The organism is Caballeronia zhejiangensis, assembly GCF_000698575.1.
Lineage (GTDB): Bacteria > Pseudomonadota > Gammaproteobacteria > Burkholderiales > Burkholderiaceae > Caballeronia > Caballeronia zhejiangensis.
Genome location: NZ_JFHD01000003.1, coordinates 41,396 through 64,027 on the forward strand (window position 1 = coordinate 41,396; position 22,632 = coordinate 64,027).

Genomic DNA, 22,632 nt, shown 5'->3' on the forward strand with positions numbered 1-22,632 from the left:
TCGGTACATCGATCGGAGACGACAATGGCGACGAACCAGCGCCAGAGACTGGGCGAATGGCTCCCGCGCGAAGAGCAGGCGATCGCGCGCTTTCGCGAGACATTCGCCGAGTACGCCCGGCAGCGCGCGGGCAAGACGAAACGCAACAGCGTCATCGAAGAGATGGCGGCTTTCATCCACGACGATCCGGTCGTGCGCATGGACTTCACGCGCGCGATCCGTCAGGCGCATGAAGCCGGATTCAAGCTCGGTTATGCGAGCATCGACGAATTCATCGTATTGCTCGATGCGATGCTGACGTACGCGCCGCCGTTCAGCGAATCGAGCCTGATCCATTGCCCCATCAACGCATTGCTAGACTGGCCGATGGTCATGCCGTCGGGCTATGCGCTCTTTCGCGATCCCGCATTCAACGCGCATCTGAAGCGCGTGCTGAACGTGTGGTCCGGCTTTCTCAGCGGACCGTATTCGCGCACGCATCTGAACACCGACGCGCCCGATGGCTGGTTCAGCAAAGAGGCCGATAGCAAGATCGGACTGCACCAGTTTCTTTGCGATCCGCATAAGCCGTATTGGGGCTTCGCGTCGTGGAATCATTTCTTCACGCGCGAATTCAAGCCTGGCGCGCGGCCTGTTGCAGAGCCGGATAACGCCAAGATCATCGTCAGTGCGTGCGAGGCTTCGCCCTATAACGTCCAGGACGATGTGCAACTGGAAGACTCGTTCTGGATCCAGTCGCAGCCTTATTCGCTGATGGACATGTTCACGGCGAAAGAAGCGGAACTCGCGAAGCGATTCGTCGGTGGCACGGTGTATCAGGCCTTTCTAAGCGCGTTTTTCTATCATCGCTGGCATGCGCCGGTGAGCGGCACGATCGTGAAGGCATATCTCGTCGACGGCACCTACTTCTCGGATGCCGACTCGGAAGGCGAAGATCCCGGCAGCCTCAACGATTCGCAAGGCTATATCACTGCGGTCGCGGCGCGCGCGGTCATCGTCATCGATTGCGACGATCCGGACATCGGCGAGGTTGCGTGCGTGTTCGTCGGCATGGCGGAAGTGTCGTCATGCATGATTGAGGCGTTGCCGGGCCAGCGCGTGCGCAAGGGCGAAGAGCTCGGCTACTTCCAATACGGAGGTTCCACGTATTGCCTCGTCTTCAGGCCGGGCGTGATCGAAAGCTTCGAGCGCCAGAAGCCATTCGATGACGATGCGCCGCCCGTGCAGGTCAACGCGCATCTTTGCACGGCGCGCTGAATTGCGGCCACGGAACTGCGTTCGCTTAAGCAATTAGAAAGGAACGGCAATTGCTCGCGCATCAGGCAAATACATGCAGATAAACGCACAACGCGCGAGGCAAAGACATGGCCGAATCAGACAATGCCGTTCGCAAGAACGACGCTTATCCCTATTCGTCGGGCGGTTGGGGTTCGCTCAAAGCCGTCACCGGCGCGCTCGTTCACGAGAAGGTGCCGCTCAAGGCGAGCACCGTGCTCATGAAGCAGAACAAGCCCGAAGGCTTCGCGTGCGTGAGCTGTTCGTGGGCCAAGCCCGCCGATCCGCACACCTTCGAGTTCTGTGAAAGCGGCGCGAAAGCAACCGCATGGGATCTGACGGCGAAGCGCATGACGCCGCAGTTCTTCGAGCTTCATACGGTGACGCAGCTATGCGCGTGGCATGACCACGATCTCGAGGACGCGGGACGTCTCACCGCGCCGCTGCGTTACGACGCGGCCACCGACAAGTACGTGAGCGTCTCGTGGCAGGAAGCCTTCGAGGACATCGGCCGCGAACTGCGCGCGCTCGATCCGAAAAGCGTCGTGTTCTATGCATCGGGCAGAGCATCGCTGGAAACGTCGTACATGTATCAGCTTTTCGCGCGCATGTACGGCACCAACAATCTGCCCGACAGTTCGAACATGTGCCATGAAAGCACGAGCGTCGGACTGAAGGAAGCGATCGGCGTGGGCGTCGGCACCGTCAGGCTCGAGGACTTCGAGAAGACCGACCTCATGTTCTTCCTCGGACAGAACGTCGGGACCAACAGCCCGCGCATGCTGCATCAGCTGCAGGAAGCAAGAAAGCGCGGCGTGCCGATCATCACGTTCAATCCGCTGCGCGAGCCGGGACTGCTGAAGTTCGCCAACCCGCAGTCGCCCGTCGAGATGATGACGCCCGCGCATACGCTCATCAGCACGCAATATCATCAGCTGAAAACGGGCGGCGATACCGCTGCGTTGCTCGGCATCTGCAAGGCCGTCATTCACGCCGACGACCGCGCGAAGGAAGCGAACGAACCGCGCGTACTCGATGTCGATTTCATCGAAACGCATACCGTGGGCTTCGAAGCCTTCGCGAATTACGTGCGCGCTGCATCGTGGGACGATATCGAGCGCGTGGCGGGACTGCCGCGCGCTGACATGGAAGCCGCCGCCGACGAATACATGCGCGCGAACGCAGTGATGGCCCACTACGGCATGGGCATCACGCAGCACAGGCAGGGCGTGCAGAACGTACGCATGCTGTGCAATCTGCTCTTTCTGCGCGGCAATGTCGGCAAGCCGGGCGCGGGACCGTCGCCGGTGCGCGGGCATTCGAACGTGCAGGGGCAGCGCACTGTCGGCATCACCGAGAAGCCGGAGCTCGCGCCGCTCGACAAGCTCGCGAGCCAGTTCGGTTTCGAGCCGCCGCGCGAGAAGGGCATGAATATCGTCGAAGCGTTCGAAGCCATGCTCGATGGCAAGGTCGGCGCGGTCATCAATCTTGGCGGCAACCTCGTGCGTTCGGTGCCCGACCGCATGCGCATCGAACCGGCGTGGCGCGGTCTGAAGCTCACCGTCAATGTCGCGACAAAGCTCAATCGCAGTCATCTCGTGCATGGCGAGAAGTCGTACATTCTGCCGTGTCTGAGCCGCATCGAGATCGATACGCAAGCGAGCGGCGCGCAGGCTGTCACGATGGAAGACAGCACCGGCTGCATTCACGGTTCGCGCGGCGTCGCGGAGCCCGCGTCGCCGGATGCGCGCTCGGAGCCGTATATCGTCGCGGAACTGGCGAAGCATACGCTCGGCGAGCGATCGACCATCGACTGGGATCGCTGGCGCAACGACTATGCGCTGGTACGCGATGAAATCGCGAAGACGTATCCCGAGAGCTTTCACGACTTCAACGAAAGAATGTGGACGCCCGGCGGTTTTCCTCGCGCTCTGCCCGCGCGCGAACGCAAGTGGCAGACGAAGAGCGGCAAGGCGGAATTCTTCGTGCCGGAAACGCTCGGCGAAGACCCGGACATGCCCGAACGCGAACCCGATTCGCTGCGCCTCATGACGCTGCGCAGCGACAGTCAGTTCAACACGACGATCTATAGTCACGACGATCGCTTTCGCGGCGTCAAGGGCGATCGCATGGTGATCTTCATGTGCGAAGCCGACATGGCGCGACACGGCCTCAAGAAAGATGACCGCATCACGCTGCGCACCATTGCCGACGATGGTTTCGATCGGCGTGTGGCGGGCCTGCGCATACATCCGTATGACATACCGGAAGGATGCATCGCGGGTTATTACCCCGAGTGCAATCCGTTGCTCCCGCTATGGCATTGCGCGAAGGAAAGCAAGGTGCCGGGCGCGAAGTCGATTCCGGTGTTCATCGTCGAAGTCAACGGCGCGCCGCGCGAACACTGAATCATGCAGATCGACGGATGCGGCGCGCGGAAGCGGGCCGCAAGCAATGCGCGATCGCAAGCGCGCCAAGGGACATCACGGCGAGCGATGCGAGCGGAAACGTTCCGAACGTATTCGCCGCAATCGCAGACGGACGACTCTGTGCGACGAGTTGCATGCGGCGCTTTGTCATGCGCGCACCAAGTTCCGACAACTGCGAAGCGAGCGCGCGTTCGGCAGTGGGCAGCAAGACGGTTTCCTCATCGGCGACGTGATGCATCACTTCACGCATGAGCTGCATGAAACGCGCGTCGTAGGCGGCGTCCTGCGGACCCATCGCGCGCAGCTTCGCGATGTCTTCGCGCATCTGGTCGTGCTCGGGCTTGCTTTTGGCGAGACGCTCGTCGCCTGCCATTGCCTCGCTCAACGCGGGATAAAAGATTTCTTCCTCCAGTTGCGCGTGAATTTCAAGTGCAGTACACGCAAGCTCGATGATCGCGCGCTTTCTCCACCACGATGTCTCCGCGTGATAGCGATGAAACGCCGCCATGACATGCGTGTGATCCATGCGGATCATCGTCGTGATGGAAGGGGAACAGGAAGGCATATCCACGGTGACTCCTTGGCGGCTTTGCAGCTCTGCTGTGGTGGTGGGGAAAGACGCGTTATCGTGCTCGCTCCGGCACGACATGCGATCAGCAAGCGTTATTCCGCATCGCATGCGCGGCGGTAGCGGCACGGGACTTGCATCGTTCGTGAACTCACTTCTGAAGGAGGGGCCATGAGTATTTTTTCCAATATCCTGAACAAGATCTTCCACCACGACAGCGCACCGGCGAGCACCGGCACGGGCACGGCTGCGGGTCAGGCCGCAGCGCCGGCCGGAGGCGCTGCCGCCGCGCCGACGACGTCCACCGCCGCGTCCACGCCCGCACAACCGGCCGCACAAGCCGCCGCGCCGATGCAGGAAGTGGACGTCGAGGCCGTGCTGACGAAGATGCAGGCGAATCACGGCGAGCAGCTCAACTGGCGCACGTCGATCGTCGATCTGATGAAGCTGCTCGGTCTGGACAGCAGCCTGTCCGCGCGCAAGGAACTGGCTGCGGAACTGCACTACTCGGGCAACACGGAAGATTCCGCTGCAATGAATATCTGGCTTCATAAGCAGGTCATGCAGAAGCTCGCGGAAAACGGCGGCAAGGTGCCCGACGAACTCAAGTAAGCGACGCTTTTCATCAGACGGAAGACGCGCGCGATGGCAGGTCGAAGCGTGCGTCGTCCGCCAGACGGTCGAAACAACAAGAAAAAAACGATACGGACGACGCATTTCCGGGAAGGCACGACGCGTCCATCGAAAGGCACGGTAGCTCGAACCTTTCTTTTGCAGTATGCAGGGGAGAAACATGAACGACAGAGACCAGATTTCCGACGCGGCGCCGCTGGACACGGTGCCCAACACGTCCAGCCCGGCCTATGCGAACGCACATCCCGTCACTCGCGCGTTCGATGCTTTCGCAAGCGCAGTCACGAGATGGGCCGGCTCGCCGGTCGCGTTCGGGCTGGCGGTCATTTGCATCGTGGTCTGGCTGATATCCGGACCGCTATTCAAGTTTTCGGACGGGTGGCAACTCGTCATCAACACGGGCACGACCATCATCACGTTTCTGATGGTGTTCCTGATTCAGCAGAGCGCGAACAAGGACAGCGTGGCGATGCATCTGAAGCTCAACGAGTTGCTCGCGTCGCATCGCACGGCGAGCAATCAGCTGATCGGTATCGAAGATGCAACGGAGGAAGAACTGCGCAAGCTGGCCGCCGCTTATTTGCAACTCGCATCGGAAAAGCAGGGCGGCGAAGCTCCAGCGCGGACCGACGACGGCGCGGCCGCCGACATCGCGCGGCGTCTCGCGCGCGCTCACGCCAAGACCGCGGCCAAGCGGACACGATGAAGTTGCGTTGCGCTGGCATGCACACTGCTGTTGGTCATCGGTAACACTCCGTTTCGACAAAAACTCGCCGGAGAAGTAACGATGACAATTCAGAGAAAAATCGCCAACTGGCGCAGGGTCGGCCATTTCTGCACGAGACGCCTCGTCGACTACGGCGAGTTGATTCCGATCGAACTCGCTGAAACCAAGAAGCGCGTGCTGCATGAAGTCGTCGCACTCGTCGCGCTCGCGATCGGCGCGCTGTTCACGCTGTCGTTCGTATCGATCGCGGTGATCGTGACGGCTGTCGGCACGCCGCATCTCGTGCTGACGGCGTGGTGCGTCGCGGCTGCGTGGCTCGCGGTCGCGGTGATCGCGGTCATCGTGATGATGTCGCGCAAGCCGGCCGAGCCGTTCCAGTTGCTGCGCAGCGAGTTGCGCCGCGACGTCGATGCCATCAAGGAGGCGACGCAATGAAGCACGCCGAAGCTCAGAGCGTCGTGCTCGCGCGCATGGCGGAATCGCGCGCGGAGCTGATCGCCGCGCATATGGCCGACGAACCGATGCGAATCGCGCGTGCGCCGCGCCGCGCACTGCCGGCGAGTGCCCGTCCCGCGCCATGGTTTCTGCGCACGCCCAATGCGGAACTCATCGCGCTCGCGCTGGTGGGTGTCGCGATTCTCGGCTTGCGTCGCACGGTGCAGACGGCGGTCGGCGCGGGATTGAGCGCGTCGACTCACCGGGCGTTCGGCGATCTGCTCAACGCGCTGCGCGAATGATCGTTCGCGGATGAATGGTGTTCAACGCCGCGCGCGCCGCTTCTTCGGCTTGCGCGGCGGCGTGAGCGCGGCCGTCAAGAGAGTCGACGCTTGCCGTTTCGCTTGCGCAGTCGCGCGGCCGCGCGTCGCCCCGATGACCGCGTTCGCACCGGAAAACCACATGCTGAGGAAAGGGTTCTTCTTCGCCCAGGGGTTTTTCATGATTCGGCTCCGGTGCGCGCTCAAGAGCGTCAATGCAGGCGCATCGTGTTATCGCCTGCGTCCTTCGGGATTTTCGCTTCGAGCTGTTCCTTGCGCTGCATCAGCTTGCTGCCGAGCGCGTCCAGATCGGCTCCGGACTTGCGCAATTTCGGAAACAGTTCCGATTCTTCTTCCTCGATATGGTGATTCACCATTTCGGACAGCACCTTGAACGTGGCGTCGAAACCCTTGTCGGACGGCTTCAGCTGCGTGAACTTCTCGATCAGCACCTTGACGAGATAGTGCTCGACGTAAGCCTCTTCGACATCGGGCCGGTCGTCTTCGTCCAGCGCTTCCTGCGCGGCCGGGTACAACAACTCTTCTTCGATCATCGCGTGAACCGTCAGTTCTTCGCAGGCGCGGCGCACGAGCGTGGCTTTCGCGTCGAGATCGTCTGTCTCCGCTTTTTCGAACGCGTCGAACAGCTTTTGCACGGCGCGATGATCGTCGGTCAGCACCTGAATCGCGTCCTGGCTGCGGGCGGCGCCGGACGGGGCGGTGGTCGTCGGCTGGGTGGAGGGTTGGCGCGGCATCGTGAACTCCTTTTCGGAATGTGGGGTGTCACGATGACGAGCAAAGAGCGGGCCTACGACGCATCGCGGGCGATGAAACTAAAAATCGGAACGATGCGTTCAGGCCGCGGGTTTGGCCAGCGTGCCGCGTTCCACGACGGGCGCATCGAGCACGAGCTCGTTATCGCCGTCCTTGCCGTCGATCAGCGCCATGAGATGCCGCGCGGCGCGCGTGCCGATCTCCAGCGACGGAACGCGTACCGTCGTGAGCGGCGGCTGGGTGAGCCGCGCCTGTTCGATATCGTCGAAGCCCGTTACCGAAAGATCGTCGGGAACCCGAATGCCCTTCGCGCGGCATTCGTCCAGCAGACCGATTGCCTGTAGATCGGTGCCGCAGATGACCACGCTGGGCCGCGCTTCGCCGTCCCACAGTTCGCGCAGCGCCTGCCTGCCGCCTTCAAAGGTGAACGGCGCTTCGACGATCCATTCGGGTCTCAGATCCAATCCCGCTTCCCTGAGCGCGGCGCGCGTGCCGGCCTGCCGTGCGCGCACGCGTTCGTTGCCGAAGGTCGAGCCGCCGCACATCGCGACATGCCGATGCCCGAATCCGACGATGCGTTTCGCCAGCCGGTAAGCCGCGTCGAAATTGGAAAAGCCCACGCAATGCGGATACTGCGTTTCATCCACCGACCACGTCAGAACATAAGGCAACGCGTACAGGCGCGTGAGTTCGAAAACTTCAGGCGGATGATCGGTGCCGACGAGCACGAGCCCGTCGACGCCGCGTTCCAGAATCGCACGGAGCAATTCGAGTTCGCGCGCCGGTTTGTATTCGTGACTCGCGATCAGCAACTGATACCCATAACCCCAAAGCGTCTGCTGAAGCGCCTGAATCGAATCGGCGTAAATGGGATTGTTGAGCGTGGGATAGATGGCCGCGACCGTGCGCGTCTTGCGCGAGGCAAGCGCCTGCGCCGCGCCGTTGCGCACGTAGCCGAGCTGTTCGACCGCGCGCTGCACATTGGCGAGCGTTTGCGGCTTGACCTGATCCGGCACGGACAAGGCGCGCGACGCGCTGCCGAGCGAGACGCCCGCCAGCCGCGCGACATCCGCGAGCGTAGCGCGCGTGGGTTTCATGATGGGCTGCGCGCGCGTCCATAGGCATCGGCGCGGGCGATGCCTTCGATCAGCCGCGCAGCCGTCAGCGGCGGCGACATGTGCCGGCTATAGCGCGTGGCGAGCGTGGCGTTTGCGATGAGCGTTTGCTGTGCCGATGTAAGCGGGGCGTGCTGCCCCAGTTGTGCGAGCGTGAGCGGCAATCCGGTTGCGGTCATGAGCGTGGCCAACGGTTCGATCTCTTCGGGCGATGTATCTTCGACGAACAATTGTACAAGCGTGCCGAAGGCGACCAGTTCGCCGTGCATCATCGAGGCCATCGCGGGAATCGCCGTGAGTCCGCGGATCAGCGCATGCGCGAGCGACAGGCCGCCGCTCTCGAAGCCGACGCCGCTCAACAGCACGGTCGCTTCGATCACGCGTTCGACGGCATCGGTGAGTTCGCCGCGCCGGATGTCGGCGTAGGCGCGCGCGCCGTCTTCGAGCAGGATCGCGAGCGTCGCGCGCGTGAGCAGCAGCGCGCCCGGCAGCGGCGGCGTGCCGTACGAGTTCAGGCCATCGGCGCGTTGGCATTGCGCGGCTTCGTACTTCTTGCTGAGCGCATCGCCGATGCCGGCCGCGAAGAGACGCGCGGGCGCGGCGGCGATCAACGCGGTATCGACGATCACCGCGTCCGGATTGCGCGGCAACATGTCGATGCCCGCGACGCGATGCGCGTCGTCGTACAGGATGATGAGGCGGCTCGTCGGCGCATCGCTCGAAGCGGCGGACGGCGCGATCACGATCGGCACGTTCAGCGCCCGGGCGACGCCTTTCGCCGAGTCGATCGTCTTGCCGCCGCCGATGGCCACGACGGCATCCGCGTTGAGTTCGCGCGCATCGTCGCTCAGCTTCGCGATGACCGCGGCCGTGCATTCGCCGGGAAACGTGACGATGTGCGCGTCTTCGATCGATCGCGTGACTTGCGCCGACACGCGATCGATGACCGCGCCATCGACGAGCACGAACGCGCGTCGCGCGCCGAGTTCCGCGAGCGTCGATCCGAGCGCGGACAACGCGCCCGGCCCTTGCGTGTATCGCCCCGGAAAGCCGATGGTTCTCAACGGCGCGTGCGTCGTCATGTCATCAGCCATCCGCCGGCCACGTCGATCACCTGGCCGGTGACGAACGCGGCTTCATCGGATGTGAGGAACAGGCACGTCGATGCCACTTCGTCGGGCGCGCCGAGCCGCCGCAACGGCGTTTCTTGCGCGACCTTTTCGTTGGCCTCCCGCGCGACGCCGCGAACGAGCGGCGTATCGATGCGCCCCGGCGCGATCGCGTTCACTGTGATGCCGTGCGGGCCGAGCTCCCCCGCGAGATGCCGCGTCATGCCGATCAGCGCGGCTTTCGTCGTGCTGTAATGCGCGGCGACGATGTCGAGGTACGCCTTGCCCGCCACCGACGACATCGACACGATGCGTCCGAAGCGCCGCTCCACCATGCCCGGCGCAAGAATGCGGCAGAAGTTGAAGACGCTGTTCACGTTCACGTCCATCACGCGGCGCCATTCGTCGGGCGACATCTGCCAGACGGGCATCGGCTTGCCCGCGTGTTTCGGCGAAATGCCCGCGTTGTTGACGAGCGTATCGACCGGACCGAGCGCGGCCTCGATCGCACGGCACGCGGCTTCGCAGGCGGCGAAATCGCCGACGTCGGCATGGGCGAAATGCACGCCCAGGCCCGCATCGGCGAGACGTCTTGCGAGCGCCGCGCCTGTTTCTTCGTTGACATCGACGATGCCGACGGCCGCGCCATCGCGCGCATAGCGCTCGACGAGCGCCTCGCCGATGCCGCCGCTGCCACCCGTCACCAGGACCACACGCTTGTCGTGCCGCACGTTATTGGTCTCCCACTTTTAGCATGATTTTGCCGATATGCCTGCTCGACTCCATCAGCGCGTGCGCGGCCGCGACGTCGGCGAGCGGCAGCACGCGATGAATCACGGGCAGCGCGCGGCCCGCTTCGAGCAGCGGCCAGACGTGCGCGTGCAGCGCTTTCGCGATCGCCGCTTTCTGTTCGATGCCGCGCGCGCGCAGAGTCGATCCGGTAAAGGTGAGACGGCGCAGCATGATCGGCATGGCATCCAGTTCGATGCGGCTGCCTTCGAGAAACGCGATCTGCACGAGCCGGCCTTCGAGCGCGAGCGCGCGGATATTGCGCGCGATGTAGTCGCCGCCGACCATGTCGAGGATGATGTCGACGCCTTTTCCATCGGTGAGAGTCGCGATGGCATCGACGAAATCTTCGTCGCGATAGTTGATCGTATGATCCGCGCCCGCTTCGCGACAGGCCTGCGCTTTTTCCGCATTGCCGACGGTCGTGATGACGCGCGCGCCGAATGCGTGCGCGAGCTGGATCGCCGTCAGTCCGATGCCGCTCGATCCGCCGTGCACGAGAAACGTTTCGCCCGCCTGCAGGCGGCCGCGCTCGAACACGTTGGTCCAGACGGTGAAGTACGTTTCGGGCAAGGCCGCGGCCTGCAGCAGCGTGAAGCCTTTCGGCAGCGGCAGACAATGCGATGCATCCGTGATGCAGTATTGCGCGTAGCCGCCGCCGGGCACGAGCGCGCAGACTTCATCGCCGGCGCGCCATTGCGTGACCTCCGCGCCCGTTGCGACGATGCGCCCCGACACCTCGAGTCCCAGATGCGGCGATGCGCCCGGCGGCGGCGGATACGAACCCGAGCGTTGCAGCACGTCGGGTCGGTTCACGCCTGCGTAGGCGACTTCGATCAACACGTCGTTCGGGCCGGGCGAGGGCAGCGGTCCCTGCGCGAGCCGCATGCAGTCGGGCGCGCCGCCCGCGCCGTGGTCGACGTATTGCATCGATGCGGGAAGAGTGGATGTCATGGCGTTCATCGGATGATGGATTCGATGTAATCGGCGGGCAGACCGATCGACGCATAGTGCCGGCGCGCCGCCTCGATCTTCGTGAAGACGTCTTCGTAACCCTGCGCGACGCCTTGCGGATCGACATAGGTATAGCCGCCCGTGACATGGAACCAGGTAATCATCTCGGGCACGTCTTCGGGCACGAAGAGCGTGTGCGTTTCGCCCGCGGGCTCGAACGCATAGCCGCCTTGCTCCGCGACCCAGTCGTGTTCGAGGTAGTACCAGCGGCCCTTGAGCACCATCGCATGAACGGCGCCGCTATGACGATGCCGCGAGATCACGCCGCTGCGGCGCACGCGCAGCAGATTCACGTAATAGCCCTGGCTCGCGTTGAGAATGAGCGGCTTGAACGACACGGTTTCGGTCGCGGGCACCCACAGGTTGTCGTCTTCGAGCCAGTCGGTCATGACGCCGCCGTGCACGAGATCCTTCGACATGTACGGCACTTGCGGCAACTGATAGGCGATGACTTGTTCGTCGGGTTTCACTTCGGTTTGCATGAGTTTTTATCTCCGTGGTTTCTGGATGCGATGCGCCGGTTCGCTGAATCAATGACCGAGATAGGCGCGCCGCACGTGGGGACTATCGAGCAATTCTGCGCCCGTTCCGGAAAGCGCGATGGCGCCGTTTTCGAGCACGTATCCGCGGTTCGCGAGCTTGAGCGTATGGAACACGTTCTGTTCGACGAGCAGCACCGTCACACCGCGCGCCGCGACCGTGCCGACGACTTCGAACATCTGCTCGACGAGCAAGGGCGAAAGACCGAGCGACGGTTCGTCGAAGATCAGGAGCTTCGGCGCGGACATCATGCCGCGCGCGATGGCGACCATCTGCTGCTCGCCGCCCGACAGCGATCCGGCAAGTTGCGTGAGACGCTCGCGCACGCGCGGAAAGAGTTCGAGCACTTCGTCCATGCGTTCGCGCCGCGCGCTTCGTGCGGCGTGACGAAACGCGCCCATCAGCAGGTTCTCTTCGACGCTCAGGAACGGGAACAGCTGACGGCCTTCGGGAATCATCGTGACGCCCATCGCGACGATGTCGTGCGAGGACTTGCCGACGAGTTCCTGTCCCTGAAACGTGATGCTGCCGCCGCGCGCCGCGACGATTCCGCATAGCGTCTTCAGCGTCGTGGTCTTGCCCGCGCCGTTCGCGCCGACGAGCGTGACGATCTCGCCTTCCTGCACATCGAGCGAGACGCCGCGCAGAACTTCGCTCTTGCCGTAGCCGGCCGAGACGTTATGCAGCTTGAGCATCGAGATACCCCTTGCCGAGATAGGCCTGAATCACCTCAGGATCGTTGACGACATCGGACGGCTTGCCTTCCTTCAGCATGCGCCCGGCATTGATGACGATGATGCGGTCCGACAGCGCCATCGTCGCCTGCATCATGTGCTCGATCATCAGCACGGCGATTCCTGAATCGCGGATGCGCCGCACCATGTTGATCGCGCGCGCGATGTCGGCGGGATTGAGACCGGCCATCACTTCGTCGAGCAGAAGCGCGCGCGGGCGCGTGGCGAGCGCGCGCGCCACTTCGAGACGCTTCATGCCGCCGACCGTGAGGCTGCGCGCTTCGGTATCGAGCAAGGACGTGAGATCGGTGATCTCCGCGACTTCGCGTGCGATCGATTCCGCTTCGACGCGGACCCGCGTATGCATGAACGCGCCGAGCATGATGTTCTCCAGCACCGAGAGACCCGCGAACGGCTGCGCGATCTGGAAAGTACGGCCGACGCCGTCCTTCGCGAACGCATCGGGCGTGCGCGGTTCGGCCCAGGTGCCATCGGCGAGGCGAATCTTCACGATGCCTTCGTTCGGCCGGATGAAGCCCGAAAGCTGATTGAAGACCGTCGTCTTGCCCGCGCCGTTCGGGCCGATCACACCGAGAATCTCGCCGGCGTGCAGCGTGAGGGAAACATCGTCGGTCGCGACGAGTCCGCCGAAGCGCTTCTTCAGATGCTCCGCGACGAGCAGCGGCGTGCCGAGCGGCAACGCATCGGCGGGCGCGATCGACTTCGCCCGTGCGGGCGGCGGCGTGCGCGCGCCGGGCAGACGGTCGATGAAGCGCAGCACGAAGCCGCCCAGATGCCCGACGAGTCCGCGCGGAATGAACAGCACGACGAGCACCAACACGACACCGTAGACGAAGCCGTGCGTGCCGCTGCCGAACGAGCTGAGCCAGCCGCGCGCAAGCTCGGCGATCGGCAGCACGAGGACGGTGCCCGCGAGCGGCCCGGCGACGCTGCCGAGTCCGCCGATCAGCGCGAACATCGCGATCTGCACCGACAGTTCCAGCGAGAACGCCGCGGACGGATCGATGAAGGTGAGATACATCGCGTGGAAAGAGCCGATGAGACTCGTCAGCACCGCCGAGATCACCGCCGCGCCGATCTTCACCTTCACCGCGTTCACGCCGACCGCGCGCGCCGCATCTTCACGTTCGCGCACGGCGATCAGGTAGAAGCCGAAGCGCGAGCGGCGGATGAGCCACGCGGCCCACAACGTCACCAGAAGAAAGCCGAACGCGATCAGCAGATACGCCCACTTTTCGCGGAACACCATCCATTGCAGGCCGATGTTGAGCGGCACGTTCAGGCCCGCCGAGCCGCCCGTCCAGCTTTCCTCGTGCACCGTGAGCAGGCGGCACACTTCGAGGAACGCGATCGTGGCGAGCGCGAAGAACGGTCCGCGCAGACGCAGCGTCGGATACGCGATGACGATCGCCGCCATCGCCGAGATCACCGCGCCCGCGAACATGCCGAGCCACGGCGTGATGCCGAAGTTGATGACGAGCAGCGTCGCCGCGTACGAGCCGATGCCGTAGAACACCGCGTGTCCGAGCGACAACTGCCCGGCGAATCCGCCGACGATATTCCACGCCGTCGCGAGCGCGCCGAAGATGCACACGAGCACGGCCAGGTGAAACGCGAACGGCGATTGCAGCGCGAACGGCACGGCGAGCAGCGCGACGAGCGCCAGCGCGCCCATGTAGCCTCGCGGATGCAGGAGATTGGGAAACATCGAATGCCTCGCTGAACGTTATTCGGAGCCGCGTCCGAGACCGAAGAGACCGGTCGGGCGCACCACGAGAATCACGAGGAAGATCGCGAAGTAGACGACTTCCTTCATGTCGGGCGAGATGTAGTAGCCCGCGAGACTGTCGATGAGCCCGATCACGATCGAGCCGACGAGCGCGCCCGGCAAGCTGCCGAGACCGCCCAGCACGACGATGACGAACGCGGTCAGCACGAAGTACTGGCCGACGGTCGGGAACACCGGATACTGCGCGACCAGCAAGCCCGACGCGAGCCCGACCAGCGCCGCGCCGATGCCGAACGCGAGCACGTACGTCGTCTTCACGTTGACGCCCATCAGCGAGGCCGCGTAGCGATGTTGCGCCACCGCGCGAAACGCGCGACCGGTGTAGGTGCGTTGCAGGAACAGATGCAGCCCGCCCGCGACCGCGAGCGCGGCGGCAAACGTGATCAGTTGCCCGCTCACGATGTTGATGTCGCCGAACTGCAGATGCTCGGTGCCGAAGCTCACATCGACGGGATGCACGTCCGCGCCGAAGATCATCAGCGCGAGATTCACGAGCGCGGTCGACACGCCGACGGTCGCGAAAATCTGAATGTGCGCGTCGGCGGAAAGCAGCGGCTGGATGATGAAGCGCTGAATCAGCACGCCGAATGCGAAGAGCAGCAGCGCGACCGGCACCGCCGACACATACGGATGCCAGCCGAGCTTCGCGGCGAGCAGCCAGACGGCGTACATGCCGACCATCAGCAGCTCGCCGTGCGCGAAGTTGACCACGCGCACGACGCCGAAGATCAGCGTGAGGCCGATGCTGATGATCGCGTACGCGCCGCCCAGCAACAGGCCGTTGACCAGAAGTTGCAGAAGAATGGACATGCTCGTTTCCTGGACACCGCGCAGCGCGTGTCACGCGCCGCACGGTTCGAGTGAAAGAGAAATGCGGGTCGACAGCGGCGGTTTTACTGCGCCGCGACGGGCTTCGCGATCGCGACCGCTTCCGGATAGACGGTGACGAGCTTGCCGCCTTGCCACTGCATCACGTTGGTGGTCGCGAGCTGGTTCTGGCCGTTGTCGGCGAACTGGAAGCCCCAGCCAGCGGCGGTCGTGCCCGTCGGCTTCTTGTAGGCGAGCACGGCGGCGCGGATCTTGTCCTTGTCGGTGGATTTCGCGTTGGCGAGCACATCGAGGAACGCTTTCGCGCCGACATAGTTCACGAGGCTATGGCCCGATCGCGGTGCCATGCCGAAGTGCTTCTGATATTCGGCGGTGAATGTTTCGAGGCCGGGTGCGCCTTTCTCGTTCATCGCGACTTGCGGGAAGTCGATGTCATATACGCCGTTCATTTGCGCGCCGACGGCCTTGGCCGTATCCGAGAGCGAATAGCCGCCGCCCGCGCCGATGACCGCCTTCGGCTTGAAGCCGGCCTGCGCGGCCTGGCGGAAGAACAGGATCGAGTCGTTCTGATACGAGGTCTGCAGCACGATATCGACGTCCGCGCCCTTCAGACGCAGAATCAGCGACGACAGATCGACGCTCTTCGCCGAATACGGCAGCACCTGCACGACGTTCAGACCGAGCTTCTTCGCGCCTTCCTTCTGAAAGCCGGAGACGAGCGTGCCGTACGGCCCGTCTTCCGCGATGATCGCGATCTTCAGCGTCTTCGGATCCACCTTGAGTTGCGGCGCGACGACCTTGGTCAGCGCTTCGAGCGTGCCGTCCGCGAAGGTCTTCGTGGTCGAGTTGCTGCGATACAGATACTTGAAGCCGCGGCTCGTGATGGTGTCCGCCGTCGCGCCGAGTTCGAAGAACGGCACGCCCGCGAGCTCGGTCACTTGCGTCGCCGCCGACGACACCGCCGACGAATAACTTCCGAACACCGCCGACACGTTTTCCACCGACGTCAGACGCCGCGCTTCGCCGACGGCCTGATTGGCATCGACGGCATCGGCCTTGACGAGCACCACTTTCTCGCCGTTGATGCCGCCCGCCGCGTTGCGCTCGTCGACGGCGAGCTGCACGCCGCGATAGCTTTCGTCGCCGAGCAGCGCGAGTCCGCCGCTGAAGGGGAAGAGCGCGCCGATCTTGATGTCGGCGGCGTGCGCGGCAGTGAGACTCGATGCTGCCACGCACGCGGCGGCGAGCGCGCGCAGGACAGTGCGGGGAAAGTGCGAGGACATGCGGTGTCTCCTTGTATCGTTCGAAATTGAAGCGCTTCAAATCGAAAGCAAGAAAGTTCGGTCGCGTTGCCGAATTTGCTCTGTTTGGGTTGATCGATTGGATTTGAAGCGCTTCAAGTTTGCGTCGATGAACGCAAAGACGTCAACCGAGGGTTTGCACGGAAGAGTGAGACTCGGCGCGGTCGTCTCCGAACTTTCCCTATGTCACGATCCTAACAAGAATGCTATAAACTGAGATCAATCTATCAAAAACTGTTGTGCGTCGCACAAGACGCCGGCATACCGATCTCATGCTGGAAACTGCATCGAAGTCCATCGTCGCGTGGCCCGGCAAGGCCCAGGTTCACGCCAGCGCGCGCAATCCCGGCGTGCCGTTCGATCTCGTCTGGCTCGACGGCCTGCGCGTGAATCAGTCGGCGGTGACGCGCCGCGCGTCGACGCTCGGCACGCGCCGCGCGGTCAAGAAAGACGCGCAGGCGGCGTGGCTGCTCAAGGCCATCACCTGCATCGATCTCACGACGCTTTCCGGCGACGACACGCATGGCCGCGTCGAACGTCTCTGTGCGAAGGCGCGCCGTCCATTGCGCGACGATCTGCTCGACGCGCTCGGCATGCCGCCTCTGTCGATCAAAACCGGCGCGGTGTGCGTCTATCACCGTTACGTCAGGACGGCAGTGAACGCGCTCGAGGGCAGCGGCATTCCGGTCGCGGCCGTATCGACGGGCTTCCCCGCTGGCCTCAATCCGCACGAACTGAAGTTGCGCGAGATCGAGGCATCGGTGAGAGATGGCGCGTCCGAGATCGATATCGTCGTCACGCGCGAGCATGTGCTGACGGGTAACTGGAAAGCGCTCTACGACGAGATGCGCGATTTCCGCGCGGCATGCGGCGACGCGCACGTCAAGGCGATTCTCGCGACCGGCGATATCCGCACGCTGTCGAATGTCGCGAAGGCATCGATGATCTGCATGATGGCCGGCGCCGATTTCATCAAGACATCGACGGGCAAGGAAAGCGTCAACGCGACGCTCGACGTGTCGCTCGTGATGGTGCGGATGATCCGCGACTATCTCGCGCGCACGGGCGTCATGATCGGCTTCAAGCCGGCGGGCGGCGTGTCGACTGCCAAGTCGGTGCTCGAGTATCAGATCCTCATGAAGGAAGAGCTCGGGCGCGAATGGCTCGAAGCGGATCTGTTTCGCATCGGCGCATCGAGCCTGCTCGCGGATATCGAACGCCAGCTCGAACACCATGTGAGCGGACGTTATTCGTCGTTCAATCGCCATCCCGTCGCCTGATCCAACAGACTTCACTAAACAGCCTCATGAGCGTTGCCGAATACTTCTCTTCGATGGAATATGGACCCGCACCGGAAGACGATCGCGCCGCGCGCGCATGGCTCGATCAGCATGACGGGCGCTTCGGTCACTTCATCAACGGCGCATGGCGCGACAGCGACGACGCCGCGCGCTTCGACTCACGAGAACCCGCGACCGGCCGCGTGCTCGCATCGATCGCGCAAGGCACGGGAGCGGATGTCGATGCCGCTGTGCAAGCCGCGCACGATGCGCTCGAAGGCTGGCAAGCCATCGGCGGAGCGGGGCGCGCGCGTCATCTCTATGCGCTTTCGCGCATGGTGCAGCGGCACAGCCGTCTCTTCGCCGTGCTCGAATCGCTCGACAACGGCAAGCCGATCCGCGAGTCGCGCGATATCGATATACCCCTTGTAGCAAGGCATTTTCTGCATCACGCGGGATGGGCGCAACTGCAGGACAAGGAGTTCGCGGACTGGGCGCCGCTCGGCGTGATCGGCCAGATCGTGCCGTGGAATTTCCCGCTGCTGATGCTCGCGTGGAAGATCGCGCCGGCGCTCGCGCTCGGCAATACCGTCGTGCTGAAGCCCGCGGAATTCACGTCGTTGACGGCGTTGCTGTTCGCTGAATTGGCGCATCGCGCGGGCTTGCCGAAGGGCGTGCTCAACATCGTCACCGGCGATGGCAGCACGGGCGCGGCGCTCGTCGAACATCAACGCGTCGCGAAGATCGCATTCACGGGATCGACCGAAGTGGGCCGTCAGATTCGCGCGAGCACGGCGGGTTCGGGCAAGTCGCTCACGCTCGAACTCGGCGGCAAGTCGCCGTTCATCGTGTTCGACGATGCCGATATCGACAGCGCCGTCGAAGGTGTCGTCGATGCGATCTGGTTCAATCAGGGACAAGTGTGTTGCGCGGGCTCGCGTCTGCTCGTGCAGGAAGGCATCGAAGCGCGCTTCGTCGAGAAGCTGAAGCGCCGCATGGATACGCTGCGCGTCGGCACGTCGCTGGATAAGGGCATCGACATGAGCGCGGTCGTCGACGACATTCAGCTCGAACGCATTCGCGCGCTCGTCGACAAGGGCGAGCGCGAAGGCTGCGAAGTCTATCGATCGCCGCGTGCCACGTTGCCCGAGAGCGGTGCATTCTTTCCGCCGACGCTCGTCACCAACGTCGCGCCGGCATCGACGCTCGCGCAGGAAGAGATCTTCGGGCCCGTGCTCGTGACGATGAGCTTCCGCACGCCGGAAGAAGCCGTTGCGCTCGCAAATAACACGCGCTACGGCCTTGCCGCGAGCGTGTGGAGCGAGAACATCAGCCGCGCGCTCGACGTCGCGCCGCGCCTGCAATGCGGCGTCGTGTGGATCAACGCGACCAATCTCTTCGATGCGGCCGTCGGCTTCGGCGGATATCGCGAGTCGGGCTTCGGACGCGAAGGCGGACGCGAGGGCATCTACGAATACCTGAAGCCGCGCGCATGGGCCAAGCTTCCGGTGCGCGGCGAAACGAAATCGTTGCAGGCGCAACCGGATTCGCTCGTCGATGCGGGCAATGTGAGTGCGCTCGATCGCACGGCGAAGCTCTTCATCGCCGGCAAGCAGGCGCGGCCCGACAGCGGTTATTCGCGGCTCGTGCATTCGCCCGCCGGTGAGATCGTCGGCGAAGTGGGCGAAGGCAATCGCAAGGACATACGCAATGCGGTCGCAGCCGCGCGCGGCATGACGAAATGGTCGTCGGCGAGCGCGCACAACCGCGCGCAAGTGCTGTACTACCTCGCGGAAAACCTGAGCGCACGCGCCGATGAATTCGCGAAGCAGCTCGTCACGCGCGCCGGTTCGAGCGAGCGCGATGCGAAGCGCGAAGTCGATGCATCGATCGCGCGGTTCTTCACGTATGCCGCTTGGGCCGACAAGTACGACGGCGCCGTGCATGCGCCCCCGCTGCATGGCGTCGCGCTGGCGATGCACGAAGCGCTGGGCGTGATCGGCATCGTGTGTCCCGATGAAGCGCCGTTGCTCGGGTTCGTGTCGCTCGTCGCGCCCGCGCTCGCGCTGGGCAATCGCGTGGTCGTCGTGCCGAGCGAGACGTGTCCGCTGATGGCGACGGACTTCTATCAGGTCGTCGAGACATCGGATGTGCCGGGCGGCGCGCTGAACATCGTCACCGGCGATGCGCGTTCGCTGGCTCAAACGCTCGCGCAGCACGATGACGTCGATGCGCTCTGGTGCTTCCACGGCGCGGCGCTATCGGCGATGGTGGAGCGCGAGTCGATCGGCAATCTGAAGCGCACGTTCGTCGATCAGGGCCGCGTGTTCGACTGGCACGATGCCGCAAGCGAAGGGCTGCCGTTCCTTCGACAGGCGGTGCAAGTGAAGAACATCTGGGTGCCGTACGGAGACTGATCAAGGAATTGACTCGGCGCGATTCCGATACGGAACGCGCTCATGCATGGAGGAGACGCTGTGCTGAAGAACATCGATCCGCTCTTGAACGCCGATATCCTGTACGCGCTTGCCGCGATGGGCCACGGCGACGAAGTGGTGATCTGCGATGCCCATTTCCCCGCTGACTCTGTCGCGCGCAAAACGGTGCTCGGCCGCGTGCTGCGCATGGACGGCGTGAGCGCGCCGCGTGCGGTGCGCGCCGTGTTGTCGGTGCTGCCGCTCGATACGTTCGTCGACGATCCCGCGGGCCGCATGGAGATAGTTGGCGATGCAACTACCTTGCCCGCCGTGCAACGGGAAGCGCAACGCGAAGTGGACGATGCCGAAGGCCGCGCGCTGCCCTTCGCGCCGGTCGAACGCTTCGCGTTCTACGAGCGCGCGAAGAACGCATATTGCGTGATCGCGACGGGCGAAGCGCGCGGCTATGGCTGCTTCATCTTCAAGAAGGGGGTGCAACTCGCGCCGGATGCGCCCGAAGCCGCGCACGGAGGCACGCGATGAAAAGCGTCGTCATTCTCGGCATCTATGTGACGGACCTCGCGTTTCGCGCGCAACGCATGCCGCTGCTCGGCGAAACGGTCGCGGGTTCCGCGTTCCAGATGGGACCGGGCGGCAAGGGCTCGAATCAGGCGGTGGCCGCCGCACGCGCGGGCGCGGACGTGATCTTCTGCACCCGCATCGGCGCGGATGCGTTCGGCGATATCGCGCAGGCGACATGGAGCGCCGAAGGCATCACATCGCGCGCAACGGTAATGAACGATGTCGCGACGGGCGCCGCGCATATCTATGTCGATGAGAACACGGGCGGCAATGCGATCATCGTCGCGGCGGGCGCCGCGGGCACGCTCGCGCCCGAAGACGTCGATGCGATCGAAGACGATATCGCGCGTGCCGGCGTCTTCGTCACGCAGCTCGAACAACCGATTCCGGCCGCGCGCCGTGGACTCGAACTCGCGCGCAAACATGGCGTGACGACGGTGTTCAATCCCGCGCCCGCCTTGCCGCTGACGGACGATATCTATCCGCTGTGCGACTACATCACGCCGAACGAAACCGAAGCGCAGGCGCTCACCGGCATCGAGATCGCTTCGGCGGACGACGCACGCCGCGCCGCGAACGTACTGCTCCAAAAAGGCGCACGCGCCGTGATCGTCACGCTCGGCGAAGCGGGCGCGCTCTTGCATACGTCGAACGAATCGACGCTCGTGCCTGCTTTCGAATGCGGCCGCGTCGTCGAGACGGCGGGCGCGGGCGATGGCTTCACCGGCGGCTTCGCGGCGGCGCTCGCACGCGGCGAAAGCCCTGTGGATGCAGTGCGCTTCGGCTGCGCGCTCGCGAGCATTTCGGTGACGCGTCCGGGCACCGCGCCGTCGATGCCGCGTCTCGATGAAATCAACGCGCTGCTAGCGGAAAGGAGCGTCACGCAATGAAAGCGTCGAAGTGGCTCGCGGATCGCCAGTTCAACTTTCTGATCGGCGTGAACGTGCTCGTGGTGATCGTCGCAACGTGGATGTCCCACGGCCAGTTCCTCGACATCGACAATCTTCAGTCGATGGGCGGCCAGTTGCCCGAGCTCGGCCTGCTTGCGCTCGGCATCATGCTGTCGATGGTGTCGGGCAACGGCGGCATCGATCTGTCGGGCGTGGGCCTTGCGAATCTCTCCGGCATGGTCGCCGCGATGATGCTGCCGCATATGGTCTCCGCCGACGATTCGCCCGCGCTCTATACCGCGGTATTCGTATGCATCGTCATGGTGATGGGTGCGCTCGGCGGCTTGCTCAATGGCGTCGTCATCGCGAAGCTGAAGCTCACGCCGATTCTCTGCACGCTCGGCACGCAGTTGCTCTTCACCGGCATCGCGGTGGTGTTGAGCAACGGCGCATCCGTACGCGTGGAATACGTCGATCCGCTGTCGAACATCGGCAACGGCACCTTCCTGCAAGTGCCCATTTCACTGTGGATCTTCATCGCCGCGGTTCTGCTGCTCGGCTGGATTCTGAAGCGTACGCCGTTCGGCCTGCGTCTCTATCTGATGGGCACGAACCCGAAGGCCGCGTTCTACGCGGGCATTCCGCGCGCGCGCATGCTGATTCTCACGTATGGCATGTGCGGCGTGCTCGCCTCGCTCGCGGGTCTCATCAGCGCGACGCATACGTCGAGCGCGAAGTGGGACTACGGCAATTCGTATCTGCTGATCGCGATCCTGATCGCGGTGATGGGCGGCGTGAATCCGGCGGGCGGTTATGGACGCATCGTCTGCGTGTTTCTCGCCGCGACCGTGTTGCAATTTCTGTCGAGCCTCTTCAATCTGCTCGGCGTATCGCAGTTTTTCGGCGATTGCGCGTGGGGCTTCCTGCTGCTCGCATCGCTTGCATTCGCGGGCGGCGATCGCGTGCGCGCGATCTTCGGCATCGGCGGAGCCGCGCCCAAGAGCAATGTTCCACCGCCGCCCGCATCGACCGGACGTTAGTGTTGCGTGTGATGTTCAAAGA

23 protein-coding genes are annotated in these 22,632 nt (G+C 63.8%); 11 read left to right on the forward strand and 12 right to left on the reverse strand.

Annotated features, from left to right (window positions below; all coding sequences use genetic code 11):
• The first annotated feature begins 24 nt into the window (after nucleotides 1-24).
• Together BG60_RS06140 and BG60_RS06145 are read left to right on the forward strand one after the other, a co-directional pair.
• Nucleotides 25-1,257: a phosphatidylserine decarboxylase family protein gene (locus BG60_RS06140; RefSeq protein ID WP_008348226.1), complete on the forward strand. Its 1,233-nt coding sequence runs from the start codon at nucleotides 25-27 to the stop codon at nucleotides 1,255-1,257.
• Nucleotides 1,258-1,364: 107 nt separating this feature from the next.
• Nucleotides 1,365-3,683, forward strand: a complete 2,319-nt coding sequence (locus BG60_RS06145; RefSeq protein WP_008348224.1) for an FdhF/YdeP family oxidoreductase — start codon at nucleotides 1,365-1,367, stop codon at nucleotides 3,681-3,683.
• A gap of 1 nt (nucleotide 3,684) precedes the next feature.
• Here BG60_RS06145 and BG60_RS06150 read toward each other — a convergent pair whose 3' ends face one another.
• Entirely contained in the window at nucleotides 3,685-4,269 is a 585-nt protein-coding gene (locus tag BG60_RS06150) for a hemerythrin domain-containing protein (RefSeq protein ID WP_034470887.1), read from the reverse strand.
• A 174-nt stretch (nucleotides 4,270-4,443) separates the two neighbouring features.
• Here BG60_RS06150 and BG60_RS06155 point away from each other — a divergent pair, with 174 nt between their 5' ends.
• From BG60_RS06155 to BG60_RS06170, 4 genes are all read left to right on the forward strand, one after another.
• Nucleotides 4,444-4,884, forward strand: coding sequence for a DUF3597 domain-containing protein (locus tag BG60_RS06155; protein ID WP_034470889.1), 441 nt, complete (start codon nucleotides 4,444-4,446; stop codon nucleotides 4,882-4,884).
• A gap of 181 nt (nucleotides 4,885-5,065) precedes the next feature.
• Nucleotides 5,066-5,611 carry a low affinity iron permease family protein gene (locus BG60_RS06160; RefSeq protein WP_008348216.1) on the forward strand — a complete coding sequence of 182 codons (546 nt, stop codon included), beginning with the start codon at nucleotides 5,066-5,068 and terminating at the stop codon, nucleotides 5,609-5,611.
• An 81-nt stretch (nucleotides 5,612-5,692) separates the two neighbouring features.
• A complete protein-coding gene (locus BG60_RS06165) occupies nucleotides 5,693-6,067 on the forward strand; it encodes a phage holin family protein (protein WP_008348214.1) in 375 nt (124 codons plus the stop codon).
• A complete protein-coding gene (locus BG60_RS06170; RefSeq protein ID WP_008348212.1) occupies nucleotides 6,064-6,369 on the forward strand; it encodes a hypothetical protein in 306 nt (101 codons plus the stop codon). Before BG60_RS06165 ends, BG60_RS06170 begins: the two co-directional genes overlap by 4 nt.
• Nucleotides 6,370-6,390: 21 nt before the next feature.
• Here the strand turns inward: BG60_RS06170 and BG60_RS06175 are convergent, their stop codons facing one another.
• The 11 genes from BG60_RS06175 to BG60_RS06225 form a co-directional block, all read right to left on the reverse strand.
• Nucleotides 6,391-6,570, reverse strand: coding sequence for a hypothetical protein (locus tag BG60_RS06175; protein WP_008348209.1), 180 nt, complete (start codon nucleotides 6,568-6,570; stop codon nucleotides 6,391-6,393).
• A gap of 29 nt (nucleotides 6,571-6,599) precedes the next feature.
• Nucleotides 6,600-7,142, reverse strand: a complete 543-nt coding sequence (locus BG60_RS06180) for a hemerythrin domain-containing protein (RefSeq protein WP_008348207.1) — start codon at nucleotides 7,140-7,142, stop codon at nucleotides 6,600-6,602.
• Nucleotides 7,143-7,241: 99 nt separating this feature from the next.
• Nucleotides 7,242-8,258, reverse strand: a complete 1,017-nt coding sequence (locus BG60_RS06185; protein ID WP_033536211.1) for a LacI family DNA-binding transcriptional regulator — start codon at nucleotides 8,256-8,258, stop codon at nucleotides 7,242-7,244.
• On the reverse strand, nucleotides 8,255-9,358 hold the full coding sequence (locus BG60_RS06190; protein ID WP_008348204.1) for a glycerol dehydrogenase: 1,104 nt from the start codon (nucleotides 9,356-9,358) through the stop codon (nucleotides 8,255-8,257). The genes BG60_RS06185 and BG60_RS06190 overlap by 4 nt, the downstream gene beginning before the upstream one ends.
• Nucleotides 9,355-10,116, reverse strand: a complete 762-nt coding sequence (locus tag BG60_RS06195) for an SDR family oxidoreductase (RefSeq protein ID WP_033536210.1) — start codon at nucleotides 10,114-10,116, stop codon at nucleotides 9,355-9,357. Before BG60_RS06195 ends, BG60_RS06190 begins: the two co-directional genes overlap by 4 nt.
• 1 nt (nucleotide 10,117) lies before the next feature.
• Nucleotides 10,118-11,137: an NAD(P)H-quinone oxidoreductase gene (locus BG60_RS06200; RefSeq protein WP_008348200.1), complete on the reverse strand. Its 1,020-nt coding sequence runs from the start codon at nucleotides 11,135-11,137 to the stop codon at nucleotides 10,118-10,120.
• Nucleotides 11,134-11,670 carry a 2,4'-dihydroxyacetophenone dioxygenase family protein gene (locus BG60_RS06205; protein ID WP_008348198.1) on the reverse strand — a complete coding sequence of 179 codons (537 nt, stop codon included), beginning with the start codon at nucleotides 11,668-11,670 and terminating at the stop codon, nucleotides 11,134-11,136. Before BG60_RS06205 ends, BG60_RS06200 begins: the two co-directional genes overlap by 4 nt.
• A gap of 48 nt (nucleotides 11,671-11,718) precedes the next feature.
• Complete coding sequence (locus tag BG60_RS06210; RefSeq protein ID WP_008348196.1) at nucleotides 11,719-12,423, reverse strand: ABC transporter ATP-binding protein; 705 nt, start codon at nucleotides 12,421-12,423, stop codon at nucleotides 11,719-11,721.
• Complete coding sequence (locus BG60_RS06215) at nucleotides 12,407-14,191, reverse strand: branched-chain amino acid ABC transporter ATP-binding protein/permease (protein ID WP_008348195.1); 1,785 nt, start codon at nucleotides 14,189-14,191, stop codon at nucleotides 12,407-12,409. Before BG60_RS06215 ends, BG60_RS06210 begins: the two co-directional genes overlap by 17 nt.
• 18 nt (nucleotides 14,192-14,209) lie before the next feature.
• The gene (locus BG60_RS06220) at nucleotides 14,210-15,082 is read right to left on the reverse strand and encodes a branched-chain amino acid ABC transporter permease (RefSeq protein ID WP_034470891.1); all 873 of its coding nucleotides are present in this window, start codon (nucleotides 15,080-15,082) and stop codon (nucleotides 14,210-14,212) included.
• Nucleotides 15,083-15,165: 83 nt separating this feature from the next.
• Complete coding sequence (locus BG60_RS06225) at nucleotides 15,166-16,383, reverse strand: ABC transporter substrate-binding protein (protein ID WP_051996429.1); 1,218 nt, start codon at nucleotides 16,381-16,383, stop codon at nucleotides 15,166-15,168.
• A gap of 290 nt (nucleotides 16,384-16,673) precedes the next feature.
• Here BG60_RS06225 and deoC point away from each other — a divergent pair, with 290 nt between their 5' ends.
• The 5 genes from deoC to BG60_RS06250 are packed head-to-tail and all read left to right on the forward strand — an operon-like array spanning nucleotide 16,674 to nucleotide 22,610.
• Nucleotides 16,674-17,681: a deoxyribose-phosphate aldolase gene (deoC, locus tag BG60_RS06230; RefSeq protein ID WP_008348189.1), complete on the forward strand. Its 1,008-nt coding sequence runs from the start codon at nucleotides 16,674-16,676 to the stop codon at nucleotides 17,679-17,681.
• Between the two features lie 26 nt (nucleotides 17,682-17,707).
• Nucleotides 17,708-20,098, forward strand: coding sequence for an aldehyde dehydrogenase family protein (locus BG60_RS06235; RefSeq protein WP_008348187.1), 2,391 nt, complete (start codon nucleotides 17,708-17,710; stop codon nucleotides 20,096-20,098).
• Between the two features lie 60 nt (nucleotides 20,099-20,158).
• Nucleotides 20,159-20,641 carry an RbsD/FucU family protein gene (locus BG60_RS06240; protein WP_008348185.1) on the forward strand — a complete coding sequence of 161 codons (483 nt, stop codon included), beginning with the start codon at nucleotides 20,159-20,161 and terminating at the stop codon, nucleotides 20,639-20,641.
• Complete coding sequence (rbsK, locus tag BG60_RS06245) at nucleotides 20,638-21,570, forward strand: ribokinase (RefSeq protein WP_008348182.1); 933 nt, start codon at nucleotides 20,638-20,640, stop codon at nucleotides 21,568-21,570. Before BG60_RS06240 ends, rbsK begins: the two co-directional genes overlap by 4 nt.
• Nucleotides 21,567-22,610, forward strand: coding sequence for an ABC transporter permease (locus BG60_RS06250; protein WP_008348180.1), 1,044 nt, complete (start codon nucleotides 21,567-21,569; stop codon nucleotides 22,608-22,610). Before rbsK ends, BG60_RS06250 begins: the two co-directional genes overlap by 4 nt.
• Nucleotides 22,611-22,632 lie beyond the last annotated feature (22 nt).